Below are 23,444 nucleotides of genomic sequence, written 5' to 3'. Positions count from 1 at the left end.
GCGCGGCCCCTCCGAGCTCACCGGCTGCGAGATCCTCGGCAAGGCGGAGTTCCTCAATCCCGGCGGCTCGGTGAAGGACCGCGCCGCGCTCTTCATCGTGCAGGACGCCGAGCGCAAGGGCCTGCTGCGCAAGGGCGGGATCATCGTCGAGGGCACCGCCGGCAACACCGGCATCGGCCTGGCGCTGGTGGCCAACGCCCGCGGCTACCGGACCGTCATCGTGATCCCGGAGACCCAGACGCAGGAGAAGAAGGACATGCTGCGCCTGTGCGGCGCGGACCTGCGCGAGGTGAAGGCGGTCCCCTACAAGGACCCGAACAACTACGTGAAGCTCTCCGGCCGCCTCGCCGAGGAGCTCGCGAAGACGCACTCCGAGGGCGCGATCTGGGCGAACCAGTTCGACAACGTCGCGAACCGACAGGGCCATATCGAGACCACGGGTCCCGAAATCTGGCGCCAGACCGACGGCAAGGTCGACGGCTTCATCTGCGCCGTCGGCACCGGCGGCACGCTCGCCGGCGTCGCGGCCTATCTGCGCGAGAAGAAGCCCTCGGTGAAGATTGGCCTCGCCGACCCGCACGGCGCCGCGCTCTGGCACTACTACGCCCATGGCGAGCTGAAGGCGGAAGGGACCTCGATCACCGAAGGCATCGGCCAGGGCCGCATCACCGCCAACCTGGAAAGCATCACGCCGGACGACGCCTTCCAGATTCCCGACGAAGAAGCCCTGCCGGTGATCTTCGATCTGGTACGGCACGAAGGATTGGTGCTTGGCGGCTCGACCGGCATCAATGTCGCCGCCGCGATCCGGCTTGCCAAGCAGATGGGCCCCGGCCACACCATCGTCACCATCCTGGCCGATGGCGGCGCGCGCTATCAAAGCAAGATGTTCAATCCGGATTTCCTGCGCAGCAAGAATCTGCCCGTACCATCCTGGCTGGCGTGAGCCTGCCATGACCGAATTGCTGTTCCGCGACGACGCCTATCTGACCCATTGCCAGGCAACCGTCACCGCCATCGACGAGCGCGGCTTCCAGACCGACCGGACCGTGTTCTATCCGACGGGCGGCGGTCAGCCGGGCGATATCGGCCGTTTCGTCCTCGATAGCGGCGAGATCGTCGAGATCGTCGATACCGTCAAGGGCGACGGCCCCGATCGCGTCATTCACAAGCCGGGCGCCGGCAGCGCCGCATTGAAAACCGGCGCCACGGGCAAGCTGGAGATCGACTGGGCAAGGCGGCACCGGCTGATGCGCATGCATACCTGTCTGCATCTGCTCTCGGCGCTGGTTCCCTTCCCCGTCACCGGCGGCCAGGTCGGCGACGGCAAGGGCCGGCTGGATTTCGACATGGCCGACAGCATCCCGGACAAGGAGACGCTGACGGCGAAGCTCAACGAACTGGTCCGCGGCGATCACGCGGTCACCGCGCGCTGGATCACCGATGACGAACTGCGCGGCAATCCGGAACTGGTCAAGACCATGGCCGTAAAGCCGCCGATGGGCCTCGGGCGCGTGCGGCTGGTCGAGGTTGCCGGCGTCGACAGGCCGCTGGATCTGCAGGCCTGCGGCGGCACGCATGTGAGGCAGACCGGCGAGATCGGCCCGGTCAACGTGCGCAAAATCGAGAACAAGGGGCGGCAGAACCGCCGGGTCAATATCGAATTCGCCTGATTGCTTGGGCTCCAGGGAGCGTTTCATGCCGTATGTGAATGGGGATGCGCTGGTTTCCACCGAGTGGCTGGCCGAACATCTGAATGCGCCGGATCTGCGCATCGTCGATGCCTCCTGGTATCTGCCGGCGATGCAGCGCGACCCGAAGAAGGAATATGCCTCGCGGCATATCCCCGGCGCCGTCTTCTTCGATCTGGACGAGATTTCCGATACGGACAGTCCGTTGCCGCATATGCTGCCGAGCCCGGAGAAATTCGCCAGCCGCATGCGCCGGCTCGGCATCGGCGACGGCAACCGCATCATCATCTATGACGGCTCCGACAACCATCTTTCCGCGCCGCGCGCCTGGTGGATGTTCCGCGTCTTCGGCCATGAGGACGTGGCCGTGCTCAATGGCGGCCTGAAGAAATGGATGCTTGAGGGGCGGCCGACCGAAGACCTGCCGCCGCTGCCGCGCGAGCGGCATTTCACCGCCCGCTGGAACGATCTGCTGGTGCGCGACGCCGAACAGATGCGCGCCAACCTCAGCAGCCATCGCGAACAGGTGGTCGATGCCCGCAGCAAGGGCCGCTTCGAGGGCACCGAACCTGAGCCGCGGGCCGGGCTGCGCGGCGGCCATATCCCCGGCTCGGTCTGCGTGCCCTCGGCGACGACGACGGACCCGGAGACCGGCCTGTTCCATTCGGCGGAAAAGCTGAAGGAGATTTTCACCCGGGCGGGCCTCGACCTGTCCAAGCCGATTGCCACCACCTGCGGCTCCGGCGTGTCCGCCTGCAATCTCGCGCTGGGCCTGCATCTGCTCGGCCATCGCCAGGTCGCCGTCTATGACGGCTCCTGGACGGAATGGGGCGGCCGGGCCGACCTGCCGGTGGAGCGCTAGCGGAAGGCGGCATGGCCGAGGCGCGCGACAGCAGCGGACAGATCGAGCCAGCGGTGTTCCGCATGCCGCCGCCGCAGGTGCTGCCCGATGGCCGCTACAACGTCACCGTCGTCTATCTGGAGATGACGCGGGGGCCGGCGCCGAATGCGCCGAACCCGCCGCCGCTGGTTCCCAAACTGGCGCTGATGAAGCTGGAAAAGCCGACCACCGGCTTCTACCGCTATCTCTACGATACCGTCGGCCGGCCCTGGCATTGGGTGGATCGCCACCGGCTCAGCGACGTGGCGCTCGGCCAGATCATCTGCGATCCGCGCGTCGAAATCTGGGTGCCCTATGTCGGCGGCGTGCCGGCCGGGTATATCGAACTGGATCGGCGCGAGGAAACGCTCAGCGACTTGAAGCCGATCAACATCGCCTATTTCGGCCTGGCCCCGGAATTCTTCAGCCGCGGCCTCGGCCCCTGGCTGCTGCGCACCGGGATCGGTCAGGCCTTTTTCTATGGCACGCAACGGCTGACGGTGAATACCTGCAACCTCGATCATCCGGCCGCCCTGCCGCTCTATCAGAAGGTGGGGTTCCGCCCCTATCAGACGCGGGAAGCGGTGTTCGATCCTCGCTATTGAGCGTTGCCGGCCGGCCTGTTCAACCCGCGCCGGGCCGTCCAGGCCGCCGCCAGTCCGGCCAGCAGGGCATCCGCATCGTAAGGCTTGTGCACGACCGGATGCCCGGGCCAGGGCTGCAGCAGGCCTTCCCGGCCGTAGCCGGTGGTGAAGACGAATGGGATATCCGCTACCTCCAATGAGGAAACGATCGGGAAGACCAGCTCTCCGGCGAGATTGACGTCGAGCACGGCAAGGTCGGGGGCGTGCATCTGCAGGATCCGCTTTGCATTCTCGACATTTGCGGCGACCCACACGCTGGTGCAGCCCAGATCCGACAAAACCTGCTCGACCAGGAAAGAGACGATGGTTTCGTCCTCGACGACCAGCACCTTGAGGCCGCGCAGAAATGCAGTAGAGGCACCGGAACCGATCATGATTGCCCACCAAAGCAACGCCGGACGCACTGCCAACCGGCCAGCGTCGAGGTTAGACCCGCTTCACGTCCCGATTCAACGGCGCAGCGGCGCTCCGGCACGATCAGACAACCATTTTCAGCCCCGGATTGATCCACGCCGACGCTGTTCAATTACTTTTGTCTGCCGCTGACCCTGCTGTAATGCCGTTTGGCCTTGGCGCGATTGCCGCAGCCTTCCATCGAACACCAGCGGCGCTGCCGGTTCGGGCTGGTGTCGAGAAACAGCCAGCCGCAGCCGGGCCCGGCGCAACAGCGCACCCGTTCCAGCTTGTCCGAGGTCAGCAGCTCTGCCGCCTGCAGCGCAAGGCGATGCAGCGGCAAGCCCAGACGGTGCTGCCCGTCCTTTTCTTCCGCCCAGACATAGCCTCCGGCCTTCGCCTCCAGGCGCAGCGGCGCCTGATCGCCGAGCCAGCGGTTCAGCCGGGCAAGGTCGGCCGGCTTCGGCCGCCGCCGCGCCATCGCCGCAGCGAATAATCCATGGATGGCTTCGCGCAGGGCGACGGCCTCGCGCAGCATCGCCTGCGCCTTCTGCGGCCGGGTGGCAGCAGCGGCAGACACAGTCTGCGCTTCCGTTGAAGTCGCGAGCCTGAGCCGCTGCATCCAGGCCAGCAGTCCGGCATAGGACAGCAGACATTCCTCCGCGCCTCCGGGCCCATCCCCGCGTCCGCGCCAGTCGAGGGTATTGACGAAGTCGAGCGCGGGATGCCCGCCCAGCAGGCCGATCTCCAGCAGGCGTTGAGCGTCGCGCATGTAACCACCATACCGGTTGACGGGAATGCCGCCAATCCCTAGAGCAGAAACCCGCAAACAGCCGCTTCAATATGACGGAACAATCTTCTAGCTTGCCGGCCATGTCCGCCCCCGCCCCAGACACAACATCCGCCGCAACACCGGCCAGTTTCACCCGTGCCGGCATCTGGCACGGCATGAAGCTGACCCTGCCCTACAGCGTCAGCGCCTTCCCCTTCGGCCTGGCCTTCGGCGCCGCGGCCGTGGCCTTCATGTCGCCCGGCGAAGCGGCCCTGATGAGCGCGCTCGTCTTTGCCGGCAGCGCCCAGTTCGCCGTCCTCAGCCTGTGGGTCGCCCCCCTGCCGCTGATCGCCATCGTGCTGACGACCCTGCTGGTCAACGCCCGCCATGTCGTCATGGGCGCCGCGCTGCACCCCTTCCTGACCGGGCTGCCGCGCTGGCTGGTCTTTGCGCTCTCCGGCGGCATGACCGATGGCGGCTGGGCCATCACGCTGCAGGAGATGATGCGCGGCCGCCGCGATCTCGGCATTCTGCTCGGCACCATCATCATGCAATGGCCGATCTGGGTCGGCGGCACGGTACTCGGCGCGGTAATCGGCAGCAGCGGCCTCGATCCGAAGCGGTGGGGCTTCGACGTGCTGATCGCCGGCGTCTTCGCCACCGCCGTGGTCGGCATGTATCGCGGCCGGACCGATGTGCTGCCCTGGCTGGCGGCGGCGGCGGCCACAATCGCCACCATGCTCTGGCTGCCCGGCAACTGGTACATTTTGATCGGCGGCCTTGCCGCCGGCCTGACGGGACTGCTGCGCCGTGCCGATTGATTTCTCGGATATCGGCTCCGCCGCCCTGATCGCCATCGTCGGCATGGCGGCGGCGACCTACCTGACCCGCATCACCGGCTTCTGGCTGATGGGCTACGTCAACATCACCCCGGCCGTCGAACGCTTCCTGCGCCACATGGCCGGCGGCGTGCTGGTCGCCATCGTCGTCGCGGCGGCGGTCAACGGCGACGCGACGACCTGGCTCGGCCTCGGCATCACCGTCGTCATCATGCTGCTGGCGAAACGGCCGCTGACGGCGATCCTGATCGGCGTGGGGGTCGCGGCGCTGTTAAGGCATTTCTGGCCTTAACAAGCCGCACTCAGTGCAGGATCTGGCTGAGGAACAGCTTGGTCCGCTCGTTCTGAGGATTGGCGAAGAATTCATCCGGCTTGTTCTGCTCGACGATCTCGCCGCGGTCCATGAAGATCACGCGATGCGCCACCGCCTTGGCGAAACCCATCTCGTGGGTGACGCAGAGCATGGTCATGCCGCCCTCTTCCGCCAGTTCGATCATCACGTCCAGCACTTCCTTGACCATTTCCGGATCGAGCGCGGAAGTCGGCTCGTCGAACAGCATGATCTTCGGATTCATGCAGAGCGAACGCGCGATGGCGACACGCTGCTGCTGACCGCCGGACAGCTGCCCGGGATATTTCTTAGCCTGCTCCGGGATGCGGACGCGTTCGAGATATTTCATCGCGGTAGCCTCGGCCTCGGCCTTCGGCCGCTTCAGCACCCAGATCGGCCCCAGAGTAAGGTTTTCCAGCACGGTCAGGTGCGGAAACAGGTTGAAATGCTGGAACACCATACCGACGTCGCGGCGGATCGCCTCGATATTCTTGAGGTCGTTGGTCAGCTCGGTGCCTTCGACGACGATACGGCCCTGCTGATGCTCTTCCAGCCGGTTGATGCAACGGATCATCGTCGATTTGCCGGACCCCGACGGCCCGCAGATCACGATGCGCTCGCCGCGCCCGACGTCCAGGTTGATGTTCCTCAACACGTGGAACTCGCCGTACCACTTGTTGACCTTTTGCATTTGGATGATGGGCTCAGCCATAGTCACATCCCCTCTAACGCTTGTGGCCGGTGGCCAGCCGCTCTTCCAGGTTCCGGCTATATTTCGACATCGAGAAACAGAAGACGAAATAGATCGCCGCGATGAATATATAGGCCTCGATCGAGAAGCCGCGCCAGGCAGGATCGTTCAGCGACGCCTTGGTCGATTGCATCAGGTCGTAGATGCCGATGATCACCACCAGCGAGGTGTCCTTGAACGCCGATATGAACAGGCTGACCATCGGCGGGATGACGATCTTCAAGGCCTGCGGCAGGATGACGAAGCCCATCTTCTGCGCGTAGCTGAGGCCGAGAGAGTCGGCCCCTTCATACTGACCTTTCGGAATCGCCTGCAGGCCGCCGCGCACCACTTCGGCGATATAGGCCGCCGAGAACAGGATGATGGCGATCTGCGCACGCAGCAGCTTGTCGATGCTGAAGCCTTCCGGCAGGAACAGCGGCAGCATCACCGACGACATGAACAGGAGGCTGATGAGCGGCACGCCGCGGATCAGTTCGATATAGATGATGCAAAGCGTCTTGATCGCCGGCATCCGGGACCGGCGTCCCAGGGCCAGGAGCAAACCGAGCGGGAACGCCACCGCGATACCGAAAGTGGCGAGGATCAGGGTCAGCGGCAGACCGCCCCAATTGGTATCCTCGACATAGGTCAGGCCGAAAACGCCGCCCCACATCAGCACACCGACGACAACGAGCCCGACCGCCCAGATGACGATCAGGCGCGGCTTCCAGAAGAGCGGCATGCAGGTAGCGACGATCAGGCCGATCAAGACCAGCACAGCCAGCAGCGGTCGCCATTGTTCGTCATAGGGATAGAGGCCGAACAATATGAAGCGATATTTCTCGCCGATGAAAGCCCAGCAGGCGCCGGGATGACCGCGGCATTCCGCCGAAGTGGCTGCCGTGAAATGCGCCTGGACCAGCCCCCACTCGATCAGCGCGGGGATGATCATGACCAGCAGCCAGACGGCGAGAATGGTCAGGACCGCGTTCAGCGGCGACGAGAACAGCCGCTCACGCACCCAGGCGATAGGTCCCGTGGTGGAGGACGGCGGCGGCAGGGATTCGCTTACGCTAGCCATCTCAGCGCTCCACCAAGGCGATATGCTTGTTATACCAGTTCATGAACAGCGAGATCGAAAGGCTGAAGGTCAGATAGACGGCCATGATGATCAGGATTCCCTCGATCGCCTGGCCGGTCTGGTTGATCGCCGTATTGGCCACCGAGACGATATCCGGGTAGCCGATCGCCACGGCCAGCGAGCTGTTCTTGGTGAGATTGAGGTATTGGCTGGTCATCGGCGGGATAATGACGCGCAGCGCCTGCGGCAGCACGACGAGGCGCAGAATCTGGCCGCGGCGCAATCCCAAAGCGGCGGCCGCCTCGGTCTGGCCATGGCTGACGGCCTCGATGCCCGACCGGACCACCTCGGCGATGAAGGCGCCGGTATAAACCACCAATCCGAACAGCAGGGCCGCGAATTCCGGAGTGAGCGTCACGCCGCCGGTGAAATTGAAGCCCCGCAGTTTCGGTATATCGAATTCCAGCGGCGCGCCGCCGATCAGCCAGCCGAAAATCGGCAGCCCCAGGATCAGAGCGATGCAGGTGGACCAAACCGGAAAGGATTGCCCGGTCGCATCCTGCCGCCGCTTTGCCCAGTTGGAAACCAGGACGGACAGGACCAATCCGATCAGGAAGGCCACCCCGGCCAGGTCAAAGGCGAAATGATCCGCCGGCACCGGGAGCTTGACGCCGCGATTGGAGATGAAGACGCCGGGCAGCGGATGCAATGCCTGCCGCGGCCCCGGCATCGTTTCCGTGATCACCGCGTACCAGAAGAAAAGCTGCAGCAGCAGCGGCACGTTCCGAATCGTCTCGACGTAAAAGAGAGACAATTTGGCGATCAGCCAGTTCTTCGACAACCGGGCGATGCCAACGATCGTGCCGAGAAGGGTCGCCAGAACGATGCCGATTACCGCGACCCGCAACGTGTTGAGCAGACCGACCAGTACGGCGCGGGCATAGGTATTATGCGGCGCGAAGTCGATCGGCCCCTCGCCGATCGCAAAGCCGGCTTCGCGATCGAGGAAGCCAAAGCCGGACGCGATATTGCGCGAGGAAAGATTGTGCAGCGTATTGGAGATCAGGAACCAGGCGACCAAGCCGACAAGACCCAACGCGACGATCTGGTAAACGACAGACCGGACGTCGGGATCATTCCAGCTCAAGCGCCGTGCCGGTGCCTGGCCGTTCAAAGAATCATGCGCCATGTGCCCCCCATGGCTTGGAACAACAAAATCGCGGTGAACGGATTTAGGAACGGTGCGGTCCGGCGGCGCCCTGTTTCGCTGCCGGACCGCACGGCCTTGCCTTTAACGGACCGGCCAGGCGTACATGATGCCGCCCTTGTTCCACAGCTCGTTCAGGCCACGTTCGAGCTTGAGCGGGCTGCCGAGGCCGACATTGCGCTCGTAGACTTCGCCGTAGTTGCCGACCTGCTTGACGATGTTATAGGCCCATTTCTCGTCGACGCCGAGATTCTTGCCCATACCCGGGGTGACGCCGAGCAGGCGCTTGATGACCGGGTTATTGCTCTTCAGCATCTCGTCGACGTTCTTCGAGGTGACGCCATACTCTTCCGCCTCGATCATGGCATTGAGCACCCAGCGCACCAGCACCAGCCACTGATCGTCGCCCTGACGGACCATCGGGCCGAGCGGCTCCTTCGAGATCGTCTCCGGCAGGATGACGTAATCATCCGGATTGGCGAGCTGCGTCGCGCGGGTCGCCGCCAGGCCGGACTTGTCCGTCGTATAGACGTCGCAACGGCCGGATGCGAAGGCCGCAACCGCCTCGTCCTCCTTCTCGATCACGACCGGCTTGAACTCCATCTTGTTGGCGCGGAAGTAATCGGCAAGGTTGAGTTCGGTCGTGGTGCCCGGCTGCACGCAAACGGTGGCGCCGTTCAGCTCCTTGGCGCTCTTGACGCCCAGCGACTTCTTCACGATGAAGCCCTGGCCGTCGTAGTAGTCGACGCCAGCGCCGATCAGGCCGAGCGAAGCATCGCGGGTCAGCGTCTGCGTGGTGTTGCGCGACAGCAGGTCAACCTCCCCCGACTGCAGCGCCGTGAAACGCTGCTGCGCCGTCAGCGGCGTGAACTTGACCTTGGTGGCATCGCCGAACATGGCCGCGGCAACCGCACGGCACAGATCGACGTCGATGCCCTTCCATTCACCCTTGGAATCCGGCGCACCGAAACCGCCGAGAGTGCCGTTTGCGCCACATTGGACGAAGCCCCTGGCTTTGACGGCATCGAACGTGGCGCCTGCCTGTGCGCCATGCGCGGCCAACAACACCACCGCCGCGGCTGCGGCCGTCTTTAACAGTTTCATGTTGTAATCCTTCCCTGTTGTGACTGGACTGCGTTTCCGCAGAGCCGTCGTAGAATTATCACGACGTCCCAAAAACGGGCAAGACAACGTCAGTTATCCACAGGATGAAAAAGCTGCGCCCTACCTTGCCGGCCAGGACTGCAATCAAAAATCGGGCCAATGCATGCCGCGGTGCACCTGCTGCAAGGCCGCCGAAGCCCGGTAGCCCGGAAACCGATTGAAAAACAGAGTATCCGGGCCGCCGTGCAGGACGCGGATATGGGCTTTTCGCAGTTGCACATCGCTGGCCGACAACAGGGTCGCTGCCCAAAGCGCAGGCCATCGGCGGCCACAAATCCAAAGTTGATCAGTGCACCGCCGACATTTCCATGACTGCGGAAGCTCCGGGATCATACCGGAAATTCGGCACCGGGCTCGCCGAGATCCCACAGCAGCCCCGCCATCATGGCGAGGCCTTCGCGCATGACCGGCAGCAATATGTGCTCGTTGGGCGCATGCTGCGAGCAGGCGGCGTAGGAATGCGGCATCCACACGGTCGGCAAGCCCATGGTTTCCGCGAAGACGTCGTTGGGCAGCGAGCCCCCCAGATTCGGCAGCAAGGCCGGCCGCTTCCCCATGGTGCGCTCGACCGAGTTCAAGGCGAAATGCACATAGGGGTGATCGGGATCGAGCCGGGTCGCCTTGAAGATCTCGGCGCGGGACTGCGCGATCTGCACCATCGGAAAACCCTGCCGATCGAGATGACGACGCAAAGCCGGCAGGAAATTCTCATGATCCGGCCCGACGACAAAGCGAATCTGGCAATGGGCGCTCGCCTTGCCCGGAATCGCATTCACCGGCGCTTCCGGATTGCCGGTCTTGAAAGCCAGGACATCGAAACTGCACCAGCCGTAGACGCGCTCGGCCGGGGTCAGGCCCGGCTCGCCCCAGCCCGCGTCGATAGCGGGGCCATCGCTGCCGCCGCCGACCGCGCAGTCGCTCAGCGCCTGACGCACATTGGCCGGAAGTTCCGACGGCACCCATTCCGGAATCCGAATCTGGCCGGTCGGGCCGACAATGCTGGCGATCGCATGCGCCAGTATGATCCCCGGGTCGGCCAGCAGGCCGCCCCAGTTGCCCGAATGATGGGCGCCGGGCCGGAGATCGACGGTCATGTCGAAATTCAGCGCGCCGCGGGCGCCGCAATACAGCGTGGGGCGTTCCGGCGACAGGCGCGGACCATCGGATGCCAGGAAGAGACTGGCCTGCCAGGTATCGCGCTGGGCGGCACAGAATTGGTTCAGGCCGGGCGAACCAATCTCCTCGCCGGTTTCGATCAGCAGCACCATATTGAAGCCGAGCTTGCCCTCGCGCGCTTTCAGCACGGCCGCGAGAGCGCCGATATTCACCGTATGCTGGCCTTTGTTGTCGGCGGTGCCGCGGCCGTAGAGCCTCTCGCCTTCCTGGGTCAGTTGCCAGGGGTTCAAGCCGCTGCGCCATTGCGCCTCCTGACCCCGGATCACATCGCCGTGGCCGTAGGAGAACAGGGTCTTTTTCGCCCCTGGCTCTCGCCGGATCGCCACCAAGAACGGCCCGCCATTGGGCGCCGGATTCCGATGGATCGCGCAATCGAAGCCGAGCGCCTCCAAGGTGCCGCGCATCTCCCGGTCCAGATATTCGGCCAAAGCCGCCCTGCGGTCCGGATTCTGGCTTTCGGTGGGGATCGCCACCCGGCGGGCGAGATCGGCGGCAAAGCCGCCTTCGTCGAGATAGGCGGTGGCGGCGCGGATAGCGGCATCTCGGGTCATCGGCAAAACTCCTTTGCAGGATTCATAGCCTTCCGCCGGCAATCGGAAAAGTCCGGCAGACTGGAAAGCCCGGCCTTGCTTTGCGATAGTTCGATCCAGCATTGGAGTCCGACATGAAAGATGAAACCAAGCTTGCCACCCTGGGCCGCGATCCCGAGGGCCATCACGGCGCGGTCAATATCCCGGTGTATCGCGCATCCACCATCCTGCAGCCCGACCTGAAGACGCTGGCCGATACTTACGCCGCCCGGGCCCGCGACGAGCAGGTCACGTCCTACGGCCGGATCGGCACGCCGTTGACCTATGCGTTCGAGAATACCGTAGCCGAACTCGAAGGCGGCTATCGCGCCATGAGCTTTCCCTCCGGCGCCGCCGCCTGCTCCGGCGCGATCCTGAGCGTCGTAAAAGCCGGCGACCATATTCTGGTGACCGACAGCGCCTACGGTCCGACACGCAATTTCTGCGATACGCTGCTCAAGCGGCTGGGCGTCGAGACGGAGTATTTCGATCCGCTGATCGGCGCCGGGATCAAGGAGCTGATGCGGCCCAATACGTCGCTGGTCTTTCTGGAATCGCCGGGCTCGCTCACCTTCGAGATTCAGGACGTGCCGGCGATCGCCGAGATCGCCCATCGCCATGGCGCGAAAGTGGCCATGGACAATACCTGGGGCACGCCGCTCTATTTCAAGAGCTTCCGGCACGGCGTCGATCTGTCGGTCCATGCCGCGACGAAGTACATCGTCGGCCATTCCGATGCGATGCTGGGCGTCGTAATCGCCACGAAGGAAAGCTGGCCGCATCTGCGCGACAGCATCCGGGCGCTCGGCGTCAATGCGGGACCGGATGAAATCTATCTCGGCCTGCGCGGCATCCGCACGCTGGCAGTGCGCCTGCCGCGCCATATGGAGAGCGCGATAACCGTGGCGGATTGGCTGAAAGGCCGGCCGGAGGTGAGCCGTGTGCTGCACCCCGCCCTGCGCGACGATCCCGGCCATGCGATCTGGAAGCGCGATTTCCTGGGCGCCTGCGGCCTGTTCTCCTTCGAGCTGGACCGCAAATATGGCGATGATGCCGTGGCCGCTTTCGTCGATCATCTGGAACTGTTCGGGATCGGCTATTCCTGGGGCGGTTACGAAAGCCTGGTGACGGTGGCCAAGCCGCACAGCCTGCGCACCGCCAGGCCGTGGCAGGACCGCGGCCCGCTGATCCGCCTGCATATCGGCCTGGAGGCGACCGAGGATCTGATCGCCGATCTGAAAGCGGGATTCGAACGGCTGAACAAGGCACAGGGCTGAACGGGCGCCGCCCCAGCCGTCACGGCTGACGCTGGGGCAGCCTTCAATTCGCCTGGACGCCGTGGCATCGTATCTCTCCTGTTTTTGGAGGAGCCGCCATGTCCGAGATACTGACCGCCGCAGCCGATGGCATTCTGACCATCACCATCAATCGGCCGGACAAGAAGAATGCGCTGACCTCGGCGATGTATGCCGCCATGGCGGACGCCCTGGAGGCCGCCGACAAGGACCAGACGATACGGGTCGTCCTGTTCGCTGGCCACCGCGATGCCTATACCGCCGGCAACGATCTGCAGGACTTCCTCAACAATCCGCCACAGGGCGAAGACGCGCCGGTGTTCCGTTTCCTGCGGAATATCAACACCGCCTCGAAGCCCCTGATCGCCGCGGTCTCGGGCGTTGCCGTCGGCGTCGGCACCACCATGCTGCTGCATTGCGATCTGGTCTATGCGGCGGAAAACGCCAAGCTTTCACTGCCCTTCGTCAATCTTGCGCTGGTGCCCGAAGCGGCATCCTCCCTGCTGCTTCCGGCGATGGTCGGCCATCATCGCGCCGCCGAACTTCTGCTGCTGGGCGAGCCGTTTACGGCCGCGACGGCGAAGGAATACGGCATCGTCAACGCTGTTTACGCGGAGGATCGCCTGCTGGACGAAGCCAAGGCGGTCGCCCGCAAACTGGCGGCGAAACCGCCGACCGCGGTGAGACTGACAAAGCAGCTACTGCGGCAGAGCAAGGGCGACGTTGCGGCCCAAATGGCGGCCGAAGGCACGCATTTCCGCGCGCAGCTCAAATCGGCCGAGGCGCGCGAAGCCATGACGGCCTTCTTCGAAAAGCGGCCGCCAAAATTCACCTGAGTTGCGGCAAGTCTTACAGATCGCGGATCCTGGCGTGCCTGGCGTCCGGCATCAGCCGGTAGAGATCCTCGCCCTTGATATGAACCAGCGTGCGATGATCGCCGCCCTCGAAATAGAGGTCGTATTGATCGTCCAGGCTGTCGTCGATCACGACGTCGACCCCATAGGCCGCGCCGACGGGCGGCAGGGCGCCCTTTTCGCAATCGGTGAACAAAGTGGTGATATCGGCTTCCCGCGCCAGGTCAATCGGCCGGTTGACCACTTTCGCCAACCGGTTCAGCGCCACATTGCATGACGCAGGCACCGCCGCCAGCATGAAGCCGTCGTCATCCTCCACCAGAACGGCCTTGACGACGCAATCTTCCGGCAAACCGGAATTCTGCGCGGCCGCCCGCATGGTGCTGGAGCGGTCATGCTCGAGCACTTCGTAGGGAACGTGATTGCGTTCGAGATATTCCTGCAAGCTGAGTGCGATCGCCATGTTGCCCTCCGCTAGACGAATAACGGCTGCCGGACAGTCGAATTCAGTTGTTTTGCAGCGACGCCCGGCACCTTGGCCGATAGCAGGAACAGGCTATATCGATTTCGGCATAGCGCCAACACCAAAGCCGCCGACACGCAAGGATCGCGAAGCGGTCAGCTCTGCTGGCAATCGCGGCAGAGGCCGACGACTTCAATCGCTTGCCGTTCGACCGTGAATCCCAATGTCAGCGCATCCTGCTGGATGCGCCGGCCGAGTTCAGGATCATTGATCTCTGTTGCGGTGCCGCAATTGCGGCAGATGAAAATCTCCTGCTGTACGGCATGGCCGGGTTCGGTGCAGCCGATGAAGGCGTTCAGGCTTTCGACCCGATGCACCAGCCCTTGCTCGATGAGGAAATCGAGCGCGCGGTAGACTGTCGGAGGCGCAACCTTTTGCCCCTCGCCTCCCAGCTGGGCCAGCAGATCGTAAGCGCCGGCCGGCTTGTGGCTTTGCCAGATCAGTTCGAGGACGCGCCGGCGGATCGGAGTCAGCTTGGCGCCGATATCGGTGCAATGGACCTCGGCCCTTGCCAGGGCATCCGAAATACACGCCGCGTGATCGTGGTTCGGGTCATGGGCGTGGAGATGAACATGGCTGGGCATGCAACCAGTATAAGGCGGCTGCAGGCTTTGGCCAACCCGCGCTAGTTGCGGATAAACTCCGCAATCATGGCGATCTGCTCCGGGGTATCCAAGGCCGGCGCATGTCCCACACCAGGGATGTCGATCCGCGCCGCCCGAGGTCCGCGCCGGGTCATGGCCGCCGCGGTTTCCTCGCTCAACAGGTCGGAAACCGCGCCCCGGATCACCAGAGTCTTGGCAGTAATCTGATCATACAGCGGCCAAAGATCGGCATTGCCGCCGGCTTCGGCCGCTGCCGCCGCCTGCCTGGCCAGCACGGCGGCGATCTGCGGATCGTAATGCGGCGTGAACCTTCCATCCGGCAGGCGTCGAACGGACGTCTCCACCAGCTTGCGCCAGCCCATATCGGACGCGATTCCGAAGGACGCATAGATGGTCCGGAAATACTGTTCGGTGTCCGGCAGAGTGGCGAAAGCCGGCGGGCTGCCGGCATATTGCAGGATGCGCTGCACGGCGCCGGGCGCAATCGCCGGTCCGACATCGTTCAGCACCAGATGCGTGATGCGATCCTTCAGGGCCGTTGCGGCGGCAACCATGCCGATCAGGCCCCCCATCGACGTGCCGACCCAGCGCACCCGGTCGAGCTTGAGCCGATCGAGCAATTCGACCGCCTGGCGGGCATAGAACGGCGTCGTGTATTCCTCGTCCGGTTGCGGGCTCCACTCGCTCAAACCGCGGCCGATGGTATCGGGCGCGAGCAAACGATAACGGCCAGCCAGCGCCGCGGCCAAAATATCGAAATCATGGCAATTGCGCGCCAAGCCGTGCCAGAGGATCACGGCAGGCGCGTCCTTGTCGCCCCAGTCCAGCAGGTGGACGCTGCGACCGCAAAGCGTGAGGTAGATCGACCGAGCCGTCATGAGCGCAACTGCCGCAACCTGCCAACGATACCCGTGGGGAAGAAATAGACGCTGAGCACGAAAAGAATGCCGAGCCAGAGCAGCCAACGATCGGCCTGGAACAGGACAGGCAGGACCGGAACGCCAGCCGCGGCCAGGGCATCGCTCAGTTCGCCCATGAGCACCTGAAGGTAATTCTGCGCCAGGATGAAGATCGTGGCGCCCAACACGGCGCCGTACAGGGTTCCCATGCCGCCGATCACCACCATCAGAAGGATGTCGATCATGATGGCGAAACTGAGTGTCGTATCCGGCCCGGTATAACGCAGCCACAAGGCCATCAGCACTCCAGCCAGGGTCGCCATGCCGGCCGACAAGCCGTTGGCGATCGAGCGATAGACCACGACGCGATAGCCCAGCGCCTCGGCCCGGAAGTCATTCTCCCGGATCGCCTGCAGGACGCGGCCGAAAGGCGAATTGACAACGCGCAGGGCCAGCAGGAACAGCACCAGCGCCGCGAAGAAAATCAGGTAATAGGTGATGATCTTGCCGTTGATGCTGACATCCAGCACGCGGTCATGAATCAGGCGGAAGCTGGGCCGCAACAATTCGGGGACGCGATAGCTGCGCCCGTCCTCGCCGCCGGTGATCTCGCTCAATTGCGATGCCAGGATGGCGAAGGCCGATGCCACTGCCAGGGTGATCATGGCAAAGAAGATGGCGCGGACCCGCAGGGAGAAAAGCCCGATCAGCAGCGCCAGTGCGATGGCAAGGATCAGCGCGACGAACACGCCGAGACCGAGCGCACTCCAGCTTGGGCCGAAGCTGTACATGGCGATCGCCACGCCGTAGCCGCCGATGCCGAAGAACATGGTATGCGCAAAGGAGACGATCCCGGTATAGCCGAGCAGCAAATCATAGCTCGCCACCAGGATGACGAAGACGCAGATCTTCGCCGCCACGTTCAGGGGCTGACTGCCAGGAAACAGGAACGGCGCGAAGGCCAGTCCGATCAGGATGACCAGCAGAGCGACCGCGAGCGGCTTCGAACGCGGGTAATCGCCGGACAGCAGGCTGTGCAGATAACTCGCCTTTCGCATCGCCCGCCCCCTATCGCTTTGCGACCGGATAGAGGCCCTGCGGCCGCCAGAGCAGGATCAGCACCATGAGGATGATACTGGAAAACAGCGCCAGTTTGGGCGCCAGAAAGCCCGTATAGTTGGCGATCAACGCCACCAAAAGCGAGCCGATGAAACAGCCGCTGACCGAGCCCAGGCCACCGATGATGATCACGATGAAGATCAGCACATTCACTTCCATGCCCATGCCGGCCGTCAGCGTCTGACGGTAGAAGGCCCAGAGCACGCCGCCCAGGCCGGCCAGCGCCGAGCCGGCAACGAAAACGCCGACAAAGAGCCGTCGGATGCGATAGCCGAGCGATTCCACCATTTCGGCGTTCTCCACGCCGGCGCGGATCAGGAGGCCGATCTTGGTGCGGTTCAGCAGCAGATGCATCAGTCCGAAAACGGCAAGGCCGAAGAGAATGGCGATCACGCGATAGCGTTCCATCGCCGCATCGCCGATCACGATCGCACCGCGCAGGCCTTCAGGCAGACGCAGCGTGATCGGGCTCGCCCCCCAGATCACATGGATCATCTGCTCGGCGACGATCATGCCGCCCATGGTAATCAGGATCTGCTTCAGATGCTGGCCGTAGACCGGACGGATGACGATGCGCTCGAACGCCCAGCCGAGAATGCCGGTCACCAGCATCGCCACGGCACTGCAAGCCAGCAGCACGCCGACATTGAGCCAGATATTCTCCGACTGGCCCCATTCGCGCAGCGGACCCAAGGCAATCAGGCTGACATAGGCGCCAAAGGAGATGAACACGCCGTGGCCAAAATTCAGCACGTCCATCAAGCCGAAAACCAGGGTCAGCCCCGACGCCATCAGGAAAACCATCATGCCCATGGCCAGGGCCGCAACCGTAAGCGTCGCCCAGGCCGAAAAGCTGCCGACCAGCGGCAGGGCCGCCAAGGCGAGCAGCGGCACCAGCAGGGCCGGCAACCAGTCCGTCTTCACCTTGGGCAGAACGGCCATATCGGCACCCGATGCAGCGGCGCTCATTGATGCGAATCCATGCTGAGGCCCAGCAGTTTCTGCTGCAGGCCATGATCCTCGGCCAGTTCGGCCATGGCGCCGCGATGCACGATACGGCCGTCGTCCATGACGACGACGCTGTCGCCCAGCAGCTTGGCGGCCATGAAATTCTGCTCGACCAACAAGATAGTGGCACCGGTCGATTTCAACTCTCGGAAAGCTTCGATCATGTTGATGATGATCGCCGGCGCCAGTCCCTTGGTCGGCTCGTCGATCAGCAGAAGATCGCGTGGCTCGACGATGGCGCGGGCGATCGCCAGCATCTGCTTCTGGCCGCCGGACAGCACGCCGGCCGCCAGGGTCCAGAACTTCTCCAGCGCCGGAAACAGGCCGAATATCCATTGCAGGCGCTTGGGATCGATCTCGCCATTGCGGGCTGCCAGGATCATATTCTCGCGCACGGTCAGATCGTCGAAGATCCCCATCGTCTCCGGCACATAGGCCAGCCCTGCCCGGGCGATATCGGGCGTGGGCAAAGCGGTGATGTCGCGGCCATTGAAGTGGATATGGCCTTTCGAAGCCCGCCACAGGCCCATGATGGTGCGCAGTGTCGTGGTCTTACCGGCGCCGTTACGGCCGAGCAGCATGGTGAGCTGTCCGCGCGGCACGGTGAAGTCGACGCCATGCAGGATGTGATAGCGGCCGATATGGGTATTCACGCCTTCCAGGCGCAGCAGCGCATCGCTCATGCCGCCGCCCCCGCCGCAATGCCGAGATAGGCCTCCTGCACGATCGGAGACGCAATAACCTTTGCCGGCTCGCCATCGGCAACCAGCGTGCCGTTGTGCAGGACGATGATACGGTCGGCCAACGAGCGCACCACATCCATTTTGTGTTCCACCAGCAGAACGGTTTTGTCGCCCCGCTCCTTGATCTCGTGGATCAGCTCCAGAACGGTCGGCACCTCGTCGACCGACATGCCGGCGGTGGGCTCGTCGAACATGAAAATATCGGGCTCGAGCGCCAGCAGCAGAGCGACTTCGAGCTTACGCTGGTCGCCATGCGGCAGCGCGCCGGCCATGGCGTTGCGTTTATCCAGCAGCTTGACGGAAGCCAGCAAGCTGTCGGCCTTGTCGATCAAATCGCCGCGATGGCTCCAGAGCTGCAGCAACTGCAGGCCGGCGCCGGCGCGGCTTTGTACCGCGAGCCGGACATTTTCCATGACCGTGAGGTTGGGAAACAGGTTGGTCAGCTGAAAAGCGCGCCCCATGCCGCGCTTGGTGCGGCCCGACGCCGTATACCCGGTGACGTCGTGGCCCTTCAGCAGCACCTGTCCGGAGGTCGCCTTGAGCTGACCGGAAATCAGGTTGAAATAGGTCGTCTTGCCGGCACCGTTTGGCCCGACGATGGCGGTGAGCGTGCCGGGGTGAAAAGCGCAACTGACGGCATTGACGGCAACATGGCCGCCGAAGCGGATCGTCAGATCGCGGGTTTCCAATGCGGGCGTCGCAGGCATGGCTGGCAAGGTTCGCCGGAGCGGCCCATGTCCGCTCCGGCCAAGTTACAGAGAACTCAATGCTTGGTTCGGATCGGCAGCGGCATGGCCGATTCCGGAATCGTCTCGACCAGGTCGAGGAGATCGAAATCGTTCTTGCCGTTTGCCTTGACCTTGAAGTGATACATCTCCTGCATCGCCTGATGGTCTTCCTTGCGAAAGATCATGGTGCCCTTCGGGGTATCGAAGGCCATGCCTTCCATCGCCGCGATCAGCTTGTCGGTGTTGGTCCCACCGGCCCGCTTCACAGCAGTCAGCACGGCCGAGGCGGCCGCCATGCCGCCAGCGGTGAAGAAATCCGGCGGGCTATTGAAGCGCTTCGTATGCTCCTTGACCAGCCAGTCGTTCATCGGGTTCTTCGGGAAGGCATAATAGTAGTAGATGGCGCCTTCCATGCCCGGATACGGCTTGTAAAGCTTCATCACCGGCAGGATGTTGCCGCCCGGCGCAATCTCGATGCCATAACGTTCCGGCTTCAGATCGGCGATCTTGGGCAGAGGATGCGGGCCGGCCCAGATGATGCTGATCACCTTCTTGCCTGGCTTGTCCTTCAGCGCATCGAACATGCGCTGCGCCGAGGCGGTGAAGTCGGTTGCCTGGGTCGGGGCATATTCCTCGAAATCGACCTTCACGTTCGGCCGCAGGGCGCCGAGCGCTTCCTTGAGCGCCTTCACGCCGTCACGGCCGAAGGCATAATCCTGCGCCAAGGTCGCGACATGCACCTCACCGGTCGTCGGGAAGGCCGCCGCCGCGGCATAGGCATCCTGCGTCGAGTTGCGCGCGGTGCGGAACACATACTTGTTCCACTTCTCGCCGGTGATCGCGTCGGCCACGGCGGGCTCGACGATCAGGATCTTCTTGTACTCCTCGGCAACCGGCAGCATCGCCAGCGCCACTCCCGACGAGGTGGTGCCCACTGCGATATCGACGTCATCGTCGCCATAGGCCTGCTCCAGCAGCGACTTGCCGATATCGGGCTTGAGCTGGTCGTCCTTGACGATGACCTTGATCTTGCGCCCCTGCCAGGTCATCGACCCGCGGGTCATATATTCCAGCCCCATCATGAAGCCGGTTTCGGTCTGCTTGGCGTAAGCCTCAAGCGGCCCCGTCTTGCCGGCGATCAAGGCGATCTTCAGATCGGCGGCCTGCGCCGTCATGGCACTGCCGGCGATCAACGCGACGGCCAGCCCCGCCGTCTTCATCACGCGCTGCATAAGTCTCTCCCTTGCGACGAAACGGACGGATTGCGGTCGGTCCTTGCCGGCTGAAGGTGACGAAGATGCGATTGCGGGCATGCGATTATGCAAGTCATCAGCCTCCTCCCACTTACCCGGCCCGGGTGATCCCGGTGCCGGCACGGGCCGCCGTCCGTTTGGACGGCCCACAAACATGACTATTGATTCATGTTTGCACTATTCGTATCCTTCCTTCATTGGCGCGTCAATATGGTTTTTGCCACTCTTTTCTTGACAAGGCGGCCGCGGCTTGCAAGTTCTAATATGACAACTGAATCATATCGCATATGACCCCGAGGAAACGCACCCTGCCCGTGCCGAAGACCGGCCGGGGCGAAATGACCCGCCGAAAGATTCTCGATGCCGCCAAGCGCGAGATCGGACGCCGCGGTTTTGCCGAAGCCTCGATCAGCACGATCACGGCAGAGGCCGGCGTCGCCCAAGGCACCTTCTACATTTACTTCCGCACCAAGGAAGACGTGATGCGCGAGCTGGTCCTGCATATGGGCCGCATGCTGCGTCACCACCTCACCGAGGCGACCGAAGGCGCCCGCAACCGCCTCGACGCCGAGCGGCTCGGCCTGCGCGCCTTTCTCGATTTCGTGCGCAAGAACCCCGATCTCTACAAGGTCGTCGAGGAATCGCAATTCGTCGATGGCAAAGTGTATCGTCAATATTACACGGAGTTCGCCAAATCCTATCGCATCGCCCTGGCGGCGGCGGAGAAACGCGGCGAGATCGCGCCCGGGCCGAATGACGTCTCCACCGAGGTGCGCGCCTGGATGCTGATGGGCATCTCTGTTTTCCTCGGGCAGCGCTATGGCTTGTGGGACCCCAAAACCCCGCTTGACGAGATCGTCGATGCAGCGGCCGACATGATCGGCCATGGCCTGGCGGCGACGATCCCGGCCCGCATCCCGGCCCCGGCGCCGTGAGCGAGCCCCTCACCCTGCTCAGCATCGACGGGCCGGTCGCGCGGCTGACGCTCAACCGGCCGGAACGGCATAACAGCCTGGTGCCGGCGCTGATTGACTCGCTGCTGGACAATCTCGACCGGATTGCGGCCGAGGCGAAGATTTTGGTGCTGCAGGCTGCCGGCCGCAGCTTCTCCACCGGCGGCGACGTTGCCGGCTTTCTCGCCGTCGACAGAGGCCGACGCGCGGAATATGCCGCGCAACTGGTCGGTGGGTTGAACCAGGCGATCCTGAAGCTGCTCGATTTGACCATACCCGTCATCGGCCGCATTCATGGGCCGGTTACGGGCGGCTCGCTCGGCTTTCTGCTGGCCTGCGACCTTGCAGCGATCACGCCGAACGCCTTTATCCAGCCCTATTATACCGCCGTGGGCTTCAGCCCCGATGGCGGTTGGACGGCGCTGCTGCCCGCCCGGATCGGCGCGGCAAAAGCCCGGGAAATCCAATTGTTGAACCGCCGGATCACGGCCGCCGAAGCCGTCCGGCTCGGCCTGGCGACGACGCTTGTCGAGCCGGAAAACCTGGATGAGACCATCGCGCAATGGGTTGCGGCGCTGCTCGATAAACGCCCCCAGGCGATGTGCCGCACCAAGAAGCTGCTGTCGTCGCCCGAGCGGCGGGTGGCGGTTGTCGAGGGGCTTGAGGCAGAAAAGCTCAGCTTCATCGAACAGATCGACAGCGAGGAAGCGCAGGCCGGCATGGCCCGCTTTCTGGCCAAGTCGGCGTGACGGGAGGAAGACATGCAGATCCTGTTCGACATCGCTGCCAGGCGCGCTGAGCTGACGCCCGAGCGCCCGGCTCTGATCGAAATGGAGTCGGGTGAAGCCATCAGCTATGCCGCTCTGAACGATCGCGCCACGCGCTTTGCCACCTGGCTGGAACAGAGCGGCATTAAGACCGGCGATCGCATCGCCATCCTCAGCCACAATAGCGCCGCCTTCTTTGAAATCCTGTTTGGCTGCGGCAAGGCCGGTGTCATCCTGGTGCCGCTGAATTGGCGCCAGCCCGCGCCCGAGTTGTTGCCCATCCTGCAGGATGCCGCCCCGAAGCTCCTGATCCACGATGCGGATAATGCAAAGCTGGCGGAAGAGCTTCAGGCTGCCCATGACATCCCGCTGAAATCCTACGACGACTGCCGCCGGCTCATTCGAGAAACGAGGCCGGTGCAATTCGATACCGCCTGGCCGGGCGATCGCACCTGGTACATGCTCTATACCTCCGGCACCACAGGAAAGCCGAAGGCGGTCATTCAGACCCTGGGCATGGCTTATGCCAATGCGATCAATATCGGGCAGGCCATCGACCTGACATCCACCGACAGCACGATGAATTTCCTGCCGCTGTTCCATACGGCGGGGATCAACCTGCATACCCTGCCCGTGCTGATGCATGGCGGCCTTGTACGCATCCTGAAGAAATTCGACATCGAGCCGGTCATGGCGGCGTTGACCGGTGGCCAATGCACGGCCTTCTTCGGCGTGCCGGCGATCTATCAGGCGATCAGCCTGCACAAGGATTTTCCGAAGGCCGACTTCTCCAAGGTCCGCTCCTGGGGCTGCGGCGGGGCGCCGCTGCCGGCAACGCTGATCACCGCCTTTGCCGAGCGGGGCGTGCTGGTCTGCAACGGCATGGGCATGACCGAGACCGGCCCGACCGTCTTCCTGATGGATACCGAGCATGCGCGAGAGAAGATCGGCTCGGTCGGCAAGCCGCAGATACTGGCCGAGGTGCGTATCGTGGACGAGGCCGGAGCGATGGTGCCGGATGGCGAAGCCGGCGAGTTACAGATCCGCGGCCCCGGCATAACTCCGGGATACTGGAACAACGAAGCGGCGACGCGCGCCGCGTTCACGCCGGACGGATGGCTGAAGACCGGCGATGTCGCCAAACGCGATAGCGACGGCTATTACTATATCGTCGACCGCATCAAGGACATGTACATCTCCGGCGGCGAGAACGTCTA

The 23,444-nt window shown here is 63.6% G+C and carries 26 protein-coding genes; 11 read left to right on the top strand and 15 right to left on the bottom strand.

The window, feature by feature from the left end; translation table 11 throughout:
• The 4 genes from VF194_RS10420 to VF194_RS10405 form a co-directional block, all read left to right on the top strand.
• Positions 1–946 (top strand): cysteine synthase A (locus tag VF194_RS10420; RefSeq protein WP_330890704.1); only part of this gene is annotated, 946 nt, incomplete at its 5' end.
• Positions 947–953: 7 nt separating this feature from the next.
• Entirely contained in the window at positions 954–1,673 is a 720-nt protein-coding gene (locus VF194_RS10415) for an alanyl-tRNA editing protein (RefSeq protein ID WP_330890702.1), read from the top strand.
• Between the two features lie 25 nt (positions 1,674–1,698).
• Positions 1,699–2,553 (top strand): 3-mercaptopyruvate sulfurtransferase, encoded by an 855-nt coding sequence (sseA, locus tag VF194_RS10410; RefSeq protein ID WP_330890700.1) that lies wholly within the window; start codon positions 1,699–1,701, stop codon positions 2,551–2,553.
• An 11-nt stretch (positions 2,554–2,564) separates the two neighbouring features.
• Positions 2,565–3,176 carry a GNAT family N-acetyltransferase gene (locus VF194_RS10405; protein WP_330890698.1) on the top strand — a complete coding sequence of 204 codons (612 nt, stop codon included), beginning with the start codon at positions 2,565–2,567 and terminating at the stop codon, positions 3,174–3,176.
• Here the strand turns inward: VF194_RS10405 and VF194_RS10400 are convergent.
• On the bottom strand, positions 3,170–3,589 hold the full coding sequence (locus VF194_RS10400; RefSeq protein ID WP_330890696.1) for a response regulator: 420 nt from the start codon (positions 3,587–3,589) through the stop codon (positions 3,170–3,172). The genes VF194_RS10405 and VF194_RS10400 overlap by 7 nt on opposite strands.
• 152 nt (positions 3,590–3,741) lie before the next feature.
• Entirely contained in the window at positions 3,742–4,380 is a 639-nt protein-coding gene (locus VF194_RS10395) for a CGNR zinc finger domain-containing protein (RefSeq protein WP_330890694.1), read from the bottom strand.
• A 101-nt stretch (positions 4,381–4,481) separates the two neighbouring features.
• Here VF194_RS10395 and VF194_RS10390 point away from each other — a divergent pair, with 101 nt between their 5' ends.
• Positions 4,482–5,201, top strand: coding sequence for an AzlC family ABC transporter permease (locus tag VF194_RS10390; RefSeq protein ID WP_330890692.1), 720 nt, complete (start codon positions 4,482–4,484; stop codon positions 5,199–5,201).
• Entirely contained in the window at positions 5,191–5,511 is a 321-nt protein-coding gene (locus tag VF194_RS10385; RefSeq protein WP_330890690.1) for an AzlD family protein, read from the top strand. The genes VF194_RS10390 and VF194_RS10385 overlap by 11 nt, the downstream gene beginning before the upstream one ends.
• 10 nt (positions 5,512–5,521) lie before the next feature.
• Here VF194_RS10385 and VF194_RS10380 read toward each other — a convergent pair whose 3' ends face one another.
• The 5 genes from VF194_RS10380 to VF194_RS10360 all read right to left on the bottom strand — a co-directional run bounded on the left by VF194_RS10380 (position 5,522) and on the right by VF194_RS10360 (position 11,462).
• Positions 5,522–6,262 (bottom strand): amino acid ABC transporter ATP-binding protein, encoded by a 741-nt coding sequence (locus tag VF194_RS10380; protein WP_330890688.1) that lies wholly within the window; start codon positions 6,260–6,262, stop codon positions 5,522–5,524.
• A 13-nt stretch (positions 6,263–6,275) separates the two neighbouring features.
• Positions 6,276–7,364: an amino acid ABC transporter permease gene (locus tag VF194_RS10375; RefSeq protein WP_330890686.1), complete on the bottom strand. Its 1,089-nt coding sequence runs from the start codon at positions 7,362–7,364 to the stop codon at positions 6,276–6,278.
• Position 7,365: 1 nt separating this feature from the next.
• A complete protein-coding gene (locus tag VF194_RS10370) occupies positions 7,366–8,553 on the bottom strand; it encodes an amino acid ABC transporter permease (protein ID WP_330890684.1) in 1,188 nt (395 codons plus the stop codon).
• Between the two features lie 102 nt (positions 8,554–8,655).
• Complete coding sequence (locus VF194_RS10365) at positions 8,656–9,675, bottom strand: amino acid ABC transporter substrate-binding protein (RefSeq protein ID WP_330890682.1); 1,020 nt, start codon at positions 9,673–9,675, stop codon at positions 8,656–8,658.
• A gap of 389 nt (positions 9,676–10,064) precedes the next feature.
• Entirely contained in the window at positions 10,065–11,462 is a 1,398-nt protein-coding gene (locus VF194_RS10360; protein ID WP_330890680.1) for a M20 family metallopeptidase, read from the bottom strand.
• Positions 11,463–11,575: 113 nt separating this feature from the next.
• Here VF194_RS10360 and metC point away from each other — a divergent pair, with 113 nt between their 5' ends.
• The gene (gene metC, locus VF194_RS10355) at positions 11,576–12,757 is read left to right on the top strand and encodes a cystathionine beta-lyase (protein WP_330890678.1); all 1,182 of its coding nucleotides are present in this window, start codon (positions 11,576–11,578) and stop codon (positions 12,755–12,757) included.
• Between the two features lie 98 nt (positions 12,758–12,855).
• Positions 12,856–13,611 carry an enoyl-CoA hydratase gene (locus VF194_RS10350; RefSeq protein WP_330890676.1) on the top strand — a complete coding sequence of 252 codons (756 nt, stop codon included), beginning with the start codon at positions 12,856–12,858 and terminating at the stop codon, positions 13,609–13,611.
• A gap of 13 nt (positions 13,612–13,624) precedes the next feature.
• On the opposite strand, the gene VF194_RS10345 is transcribed toward VF194_RS10350, so the two are convergent.
• The 8 genes from VF194_RS10345 to VF194_RS10310 form a co-directional block, all read right to left on the bottom strand.
• Positions 13,625–14,092, bottom strand: coding sequence for a YbaK/EbsC family protein (locus tag VF194_RS10345; protein ID WP_330890674.1), 468 nt, complete (start codon positions 14,090–14,092; stop codon positions 13,625–13,627).
• A gap of 155 nt (positions 14,093–14,247) precedes the next feature.
• Complete coding sequence (locus VF194_RS10340; RefSeq protein ID WP_330890672.1) at positions 14,248–14,736, bottom strand: Fur family transcriptional regulator; 489 nt, start codon at positions 14,734–14,736, stop codon at positions 14,248–14,250.
• 41 nt (positions 14,737–14,777) lie between these two features.
• Complete coding sequence (locus tag VF194_RS10335) at positions 14,778–15,635, bottom strand: alpha/beta hydrolase (RefSeq protein WP_330890670.1); 858 nt, start codon at positions 15,633–15,635, stop codon at positions 14,778–14,780.
• On the bottom strand, positions 15,632–16,714 hold the full coding sequence (locus VF194_RS10330) for a branched-chain amino acid ABC transporter permease (RefSeq protein ID WP_330890668.1): 1,083 nt from the start codon (positions 16,712–16,714) through the stop codon (positions 15,632–15,634). Before VF194_RS10330 ends, VF194_RS10335 begins: the two co-directional genes overlap by 4 nt.
• Before the next feature lie 10 nt (positions 16,715–16,724).
• The gene (locus VF194_RS10325; protein WP_330890666.1) at positions 16,725–17,744 is read right to left on the bottom strand and encodes a branched-chain amino acid ABC transporter permease; all 1,020 of its coding nucleotides are present in this window, start codon (positions 17,742–17,744) and stop codon (positions 16,725–16,727) included.
• On the bottom strand, positions 17,741–18,466 hold the full coding sequence (locus VF194_RS10320) for an ABC transporter ATP-binding protein (protein ID WP_330890664.1): 726 nt from the start codon (positions 18,464–18,466) through the stop codon (positions 17,741–17,743). Before VF194_RS10320 ends, VF194_RS10325 begins: the two co-directional genes overlap by 4 nt.
• Positions 18,463–19,233: an ABC transporter ATP-binding protein gene (locus VF194_RS10315; protein WP_330890662.1), complete on the bottom strand. Its 771-nt coding sequence runs from the start codon at positions 19,231–19,233 to the stop codon at positions 18,463–18,465. Before VF194_RS10315 ends, VF194_RS10320 begins: the two co-directional genes overlap by 4 nt.
• A 56-nt stretch (positions 19,234–19,289) precedes the next feature.
• A complete protein-coding gene (locus VF194_RS10310) occupies positions 19,290–20,486 on the bottom strand; it encodes a substrate-binding domain-containing protein (RefSeq protein WP_330890660.1) in 1,197 nt (398 codons plus the stop codon).
• Positions 20,487–20,794: 308 nt separating this feature from the next.
• Here VF194_RS10310 and VF194_RS10305 point away from each other — a divergent pair, with 308 nt between their 5' ends.
• From VF194_RS10305 to VF194_RS10295, 3 genes are all read left to right on the top strand, one after another.
• Positions 20,795–21,442: a TetR/AcrR family transcriptional regulator gene (locus VF194_RS10305; protein ID WP_330890658.1), complete on the top strand. Its 648-nt coding sequence runs from the start codon at positions 20,795–20,797 to the stop codon at positions 21,440–21,442.
• Positions 21,439–22,209 (top strand): enoyl-CoA hydratase/isomerase family protein, encoded by a 771-nt coding sequence (locus tag VF194_RS10300; RefSeq protein WP_330890657.1) that lies wholly within the window; start codon positions 21,439–21,441, stop codon positions 22,207–22,209. The genes VF194_RS10305 and VF194_RS10300 overlap by 4 nt, the downstream gene beginning before the upstream one ends.
• Positions 22,210–22,221: 12 nt before the next feature.
• Positions 22,222–23,444 (top strand): AMP-binding protein (locus VF194_RS10295; RefSeq protein ID WP_330890656.1); only part of this gene is annotated, 1,223 nt, incomplete at its 3' end.

It is taken from the genome of Ferrovibrio sp., assembly GCF_036381655.1.
Classification (GTDB): Bacteria; Pseudomonadota; Alphaproteobacteria; order Ferrovibrionales; family Ferrovibrionaceae; genus Ferrovibrio.
Note: the sequence above shows the minus strand (reverse complement) of the source record. Positions and strands in the feature narration are given on the sequence as shown.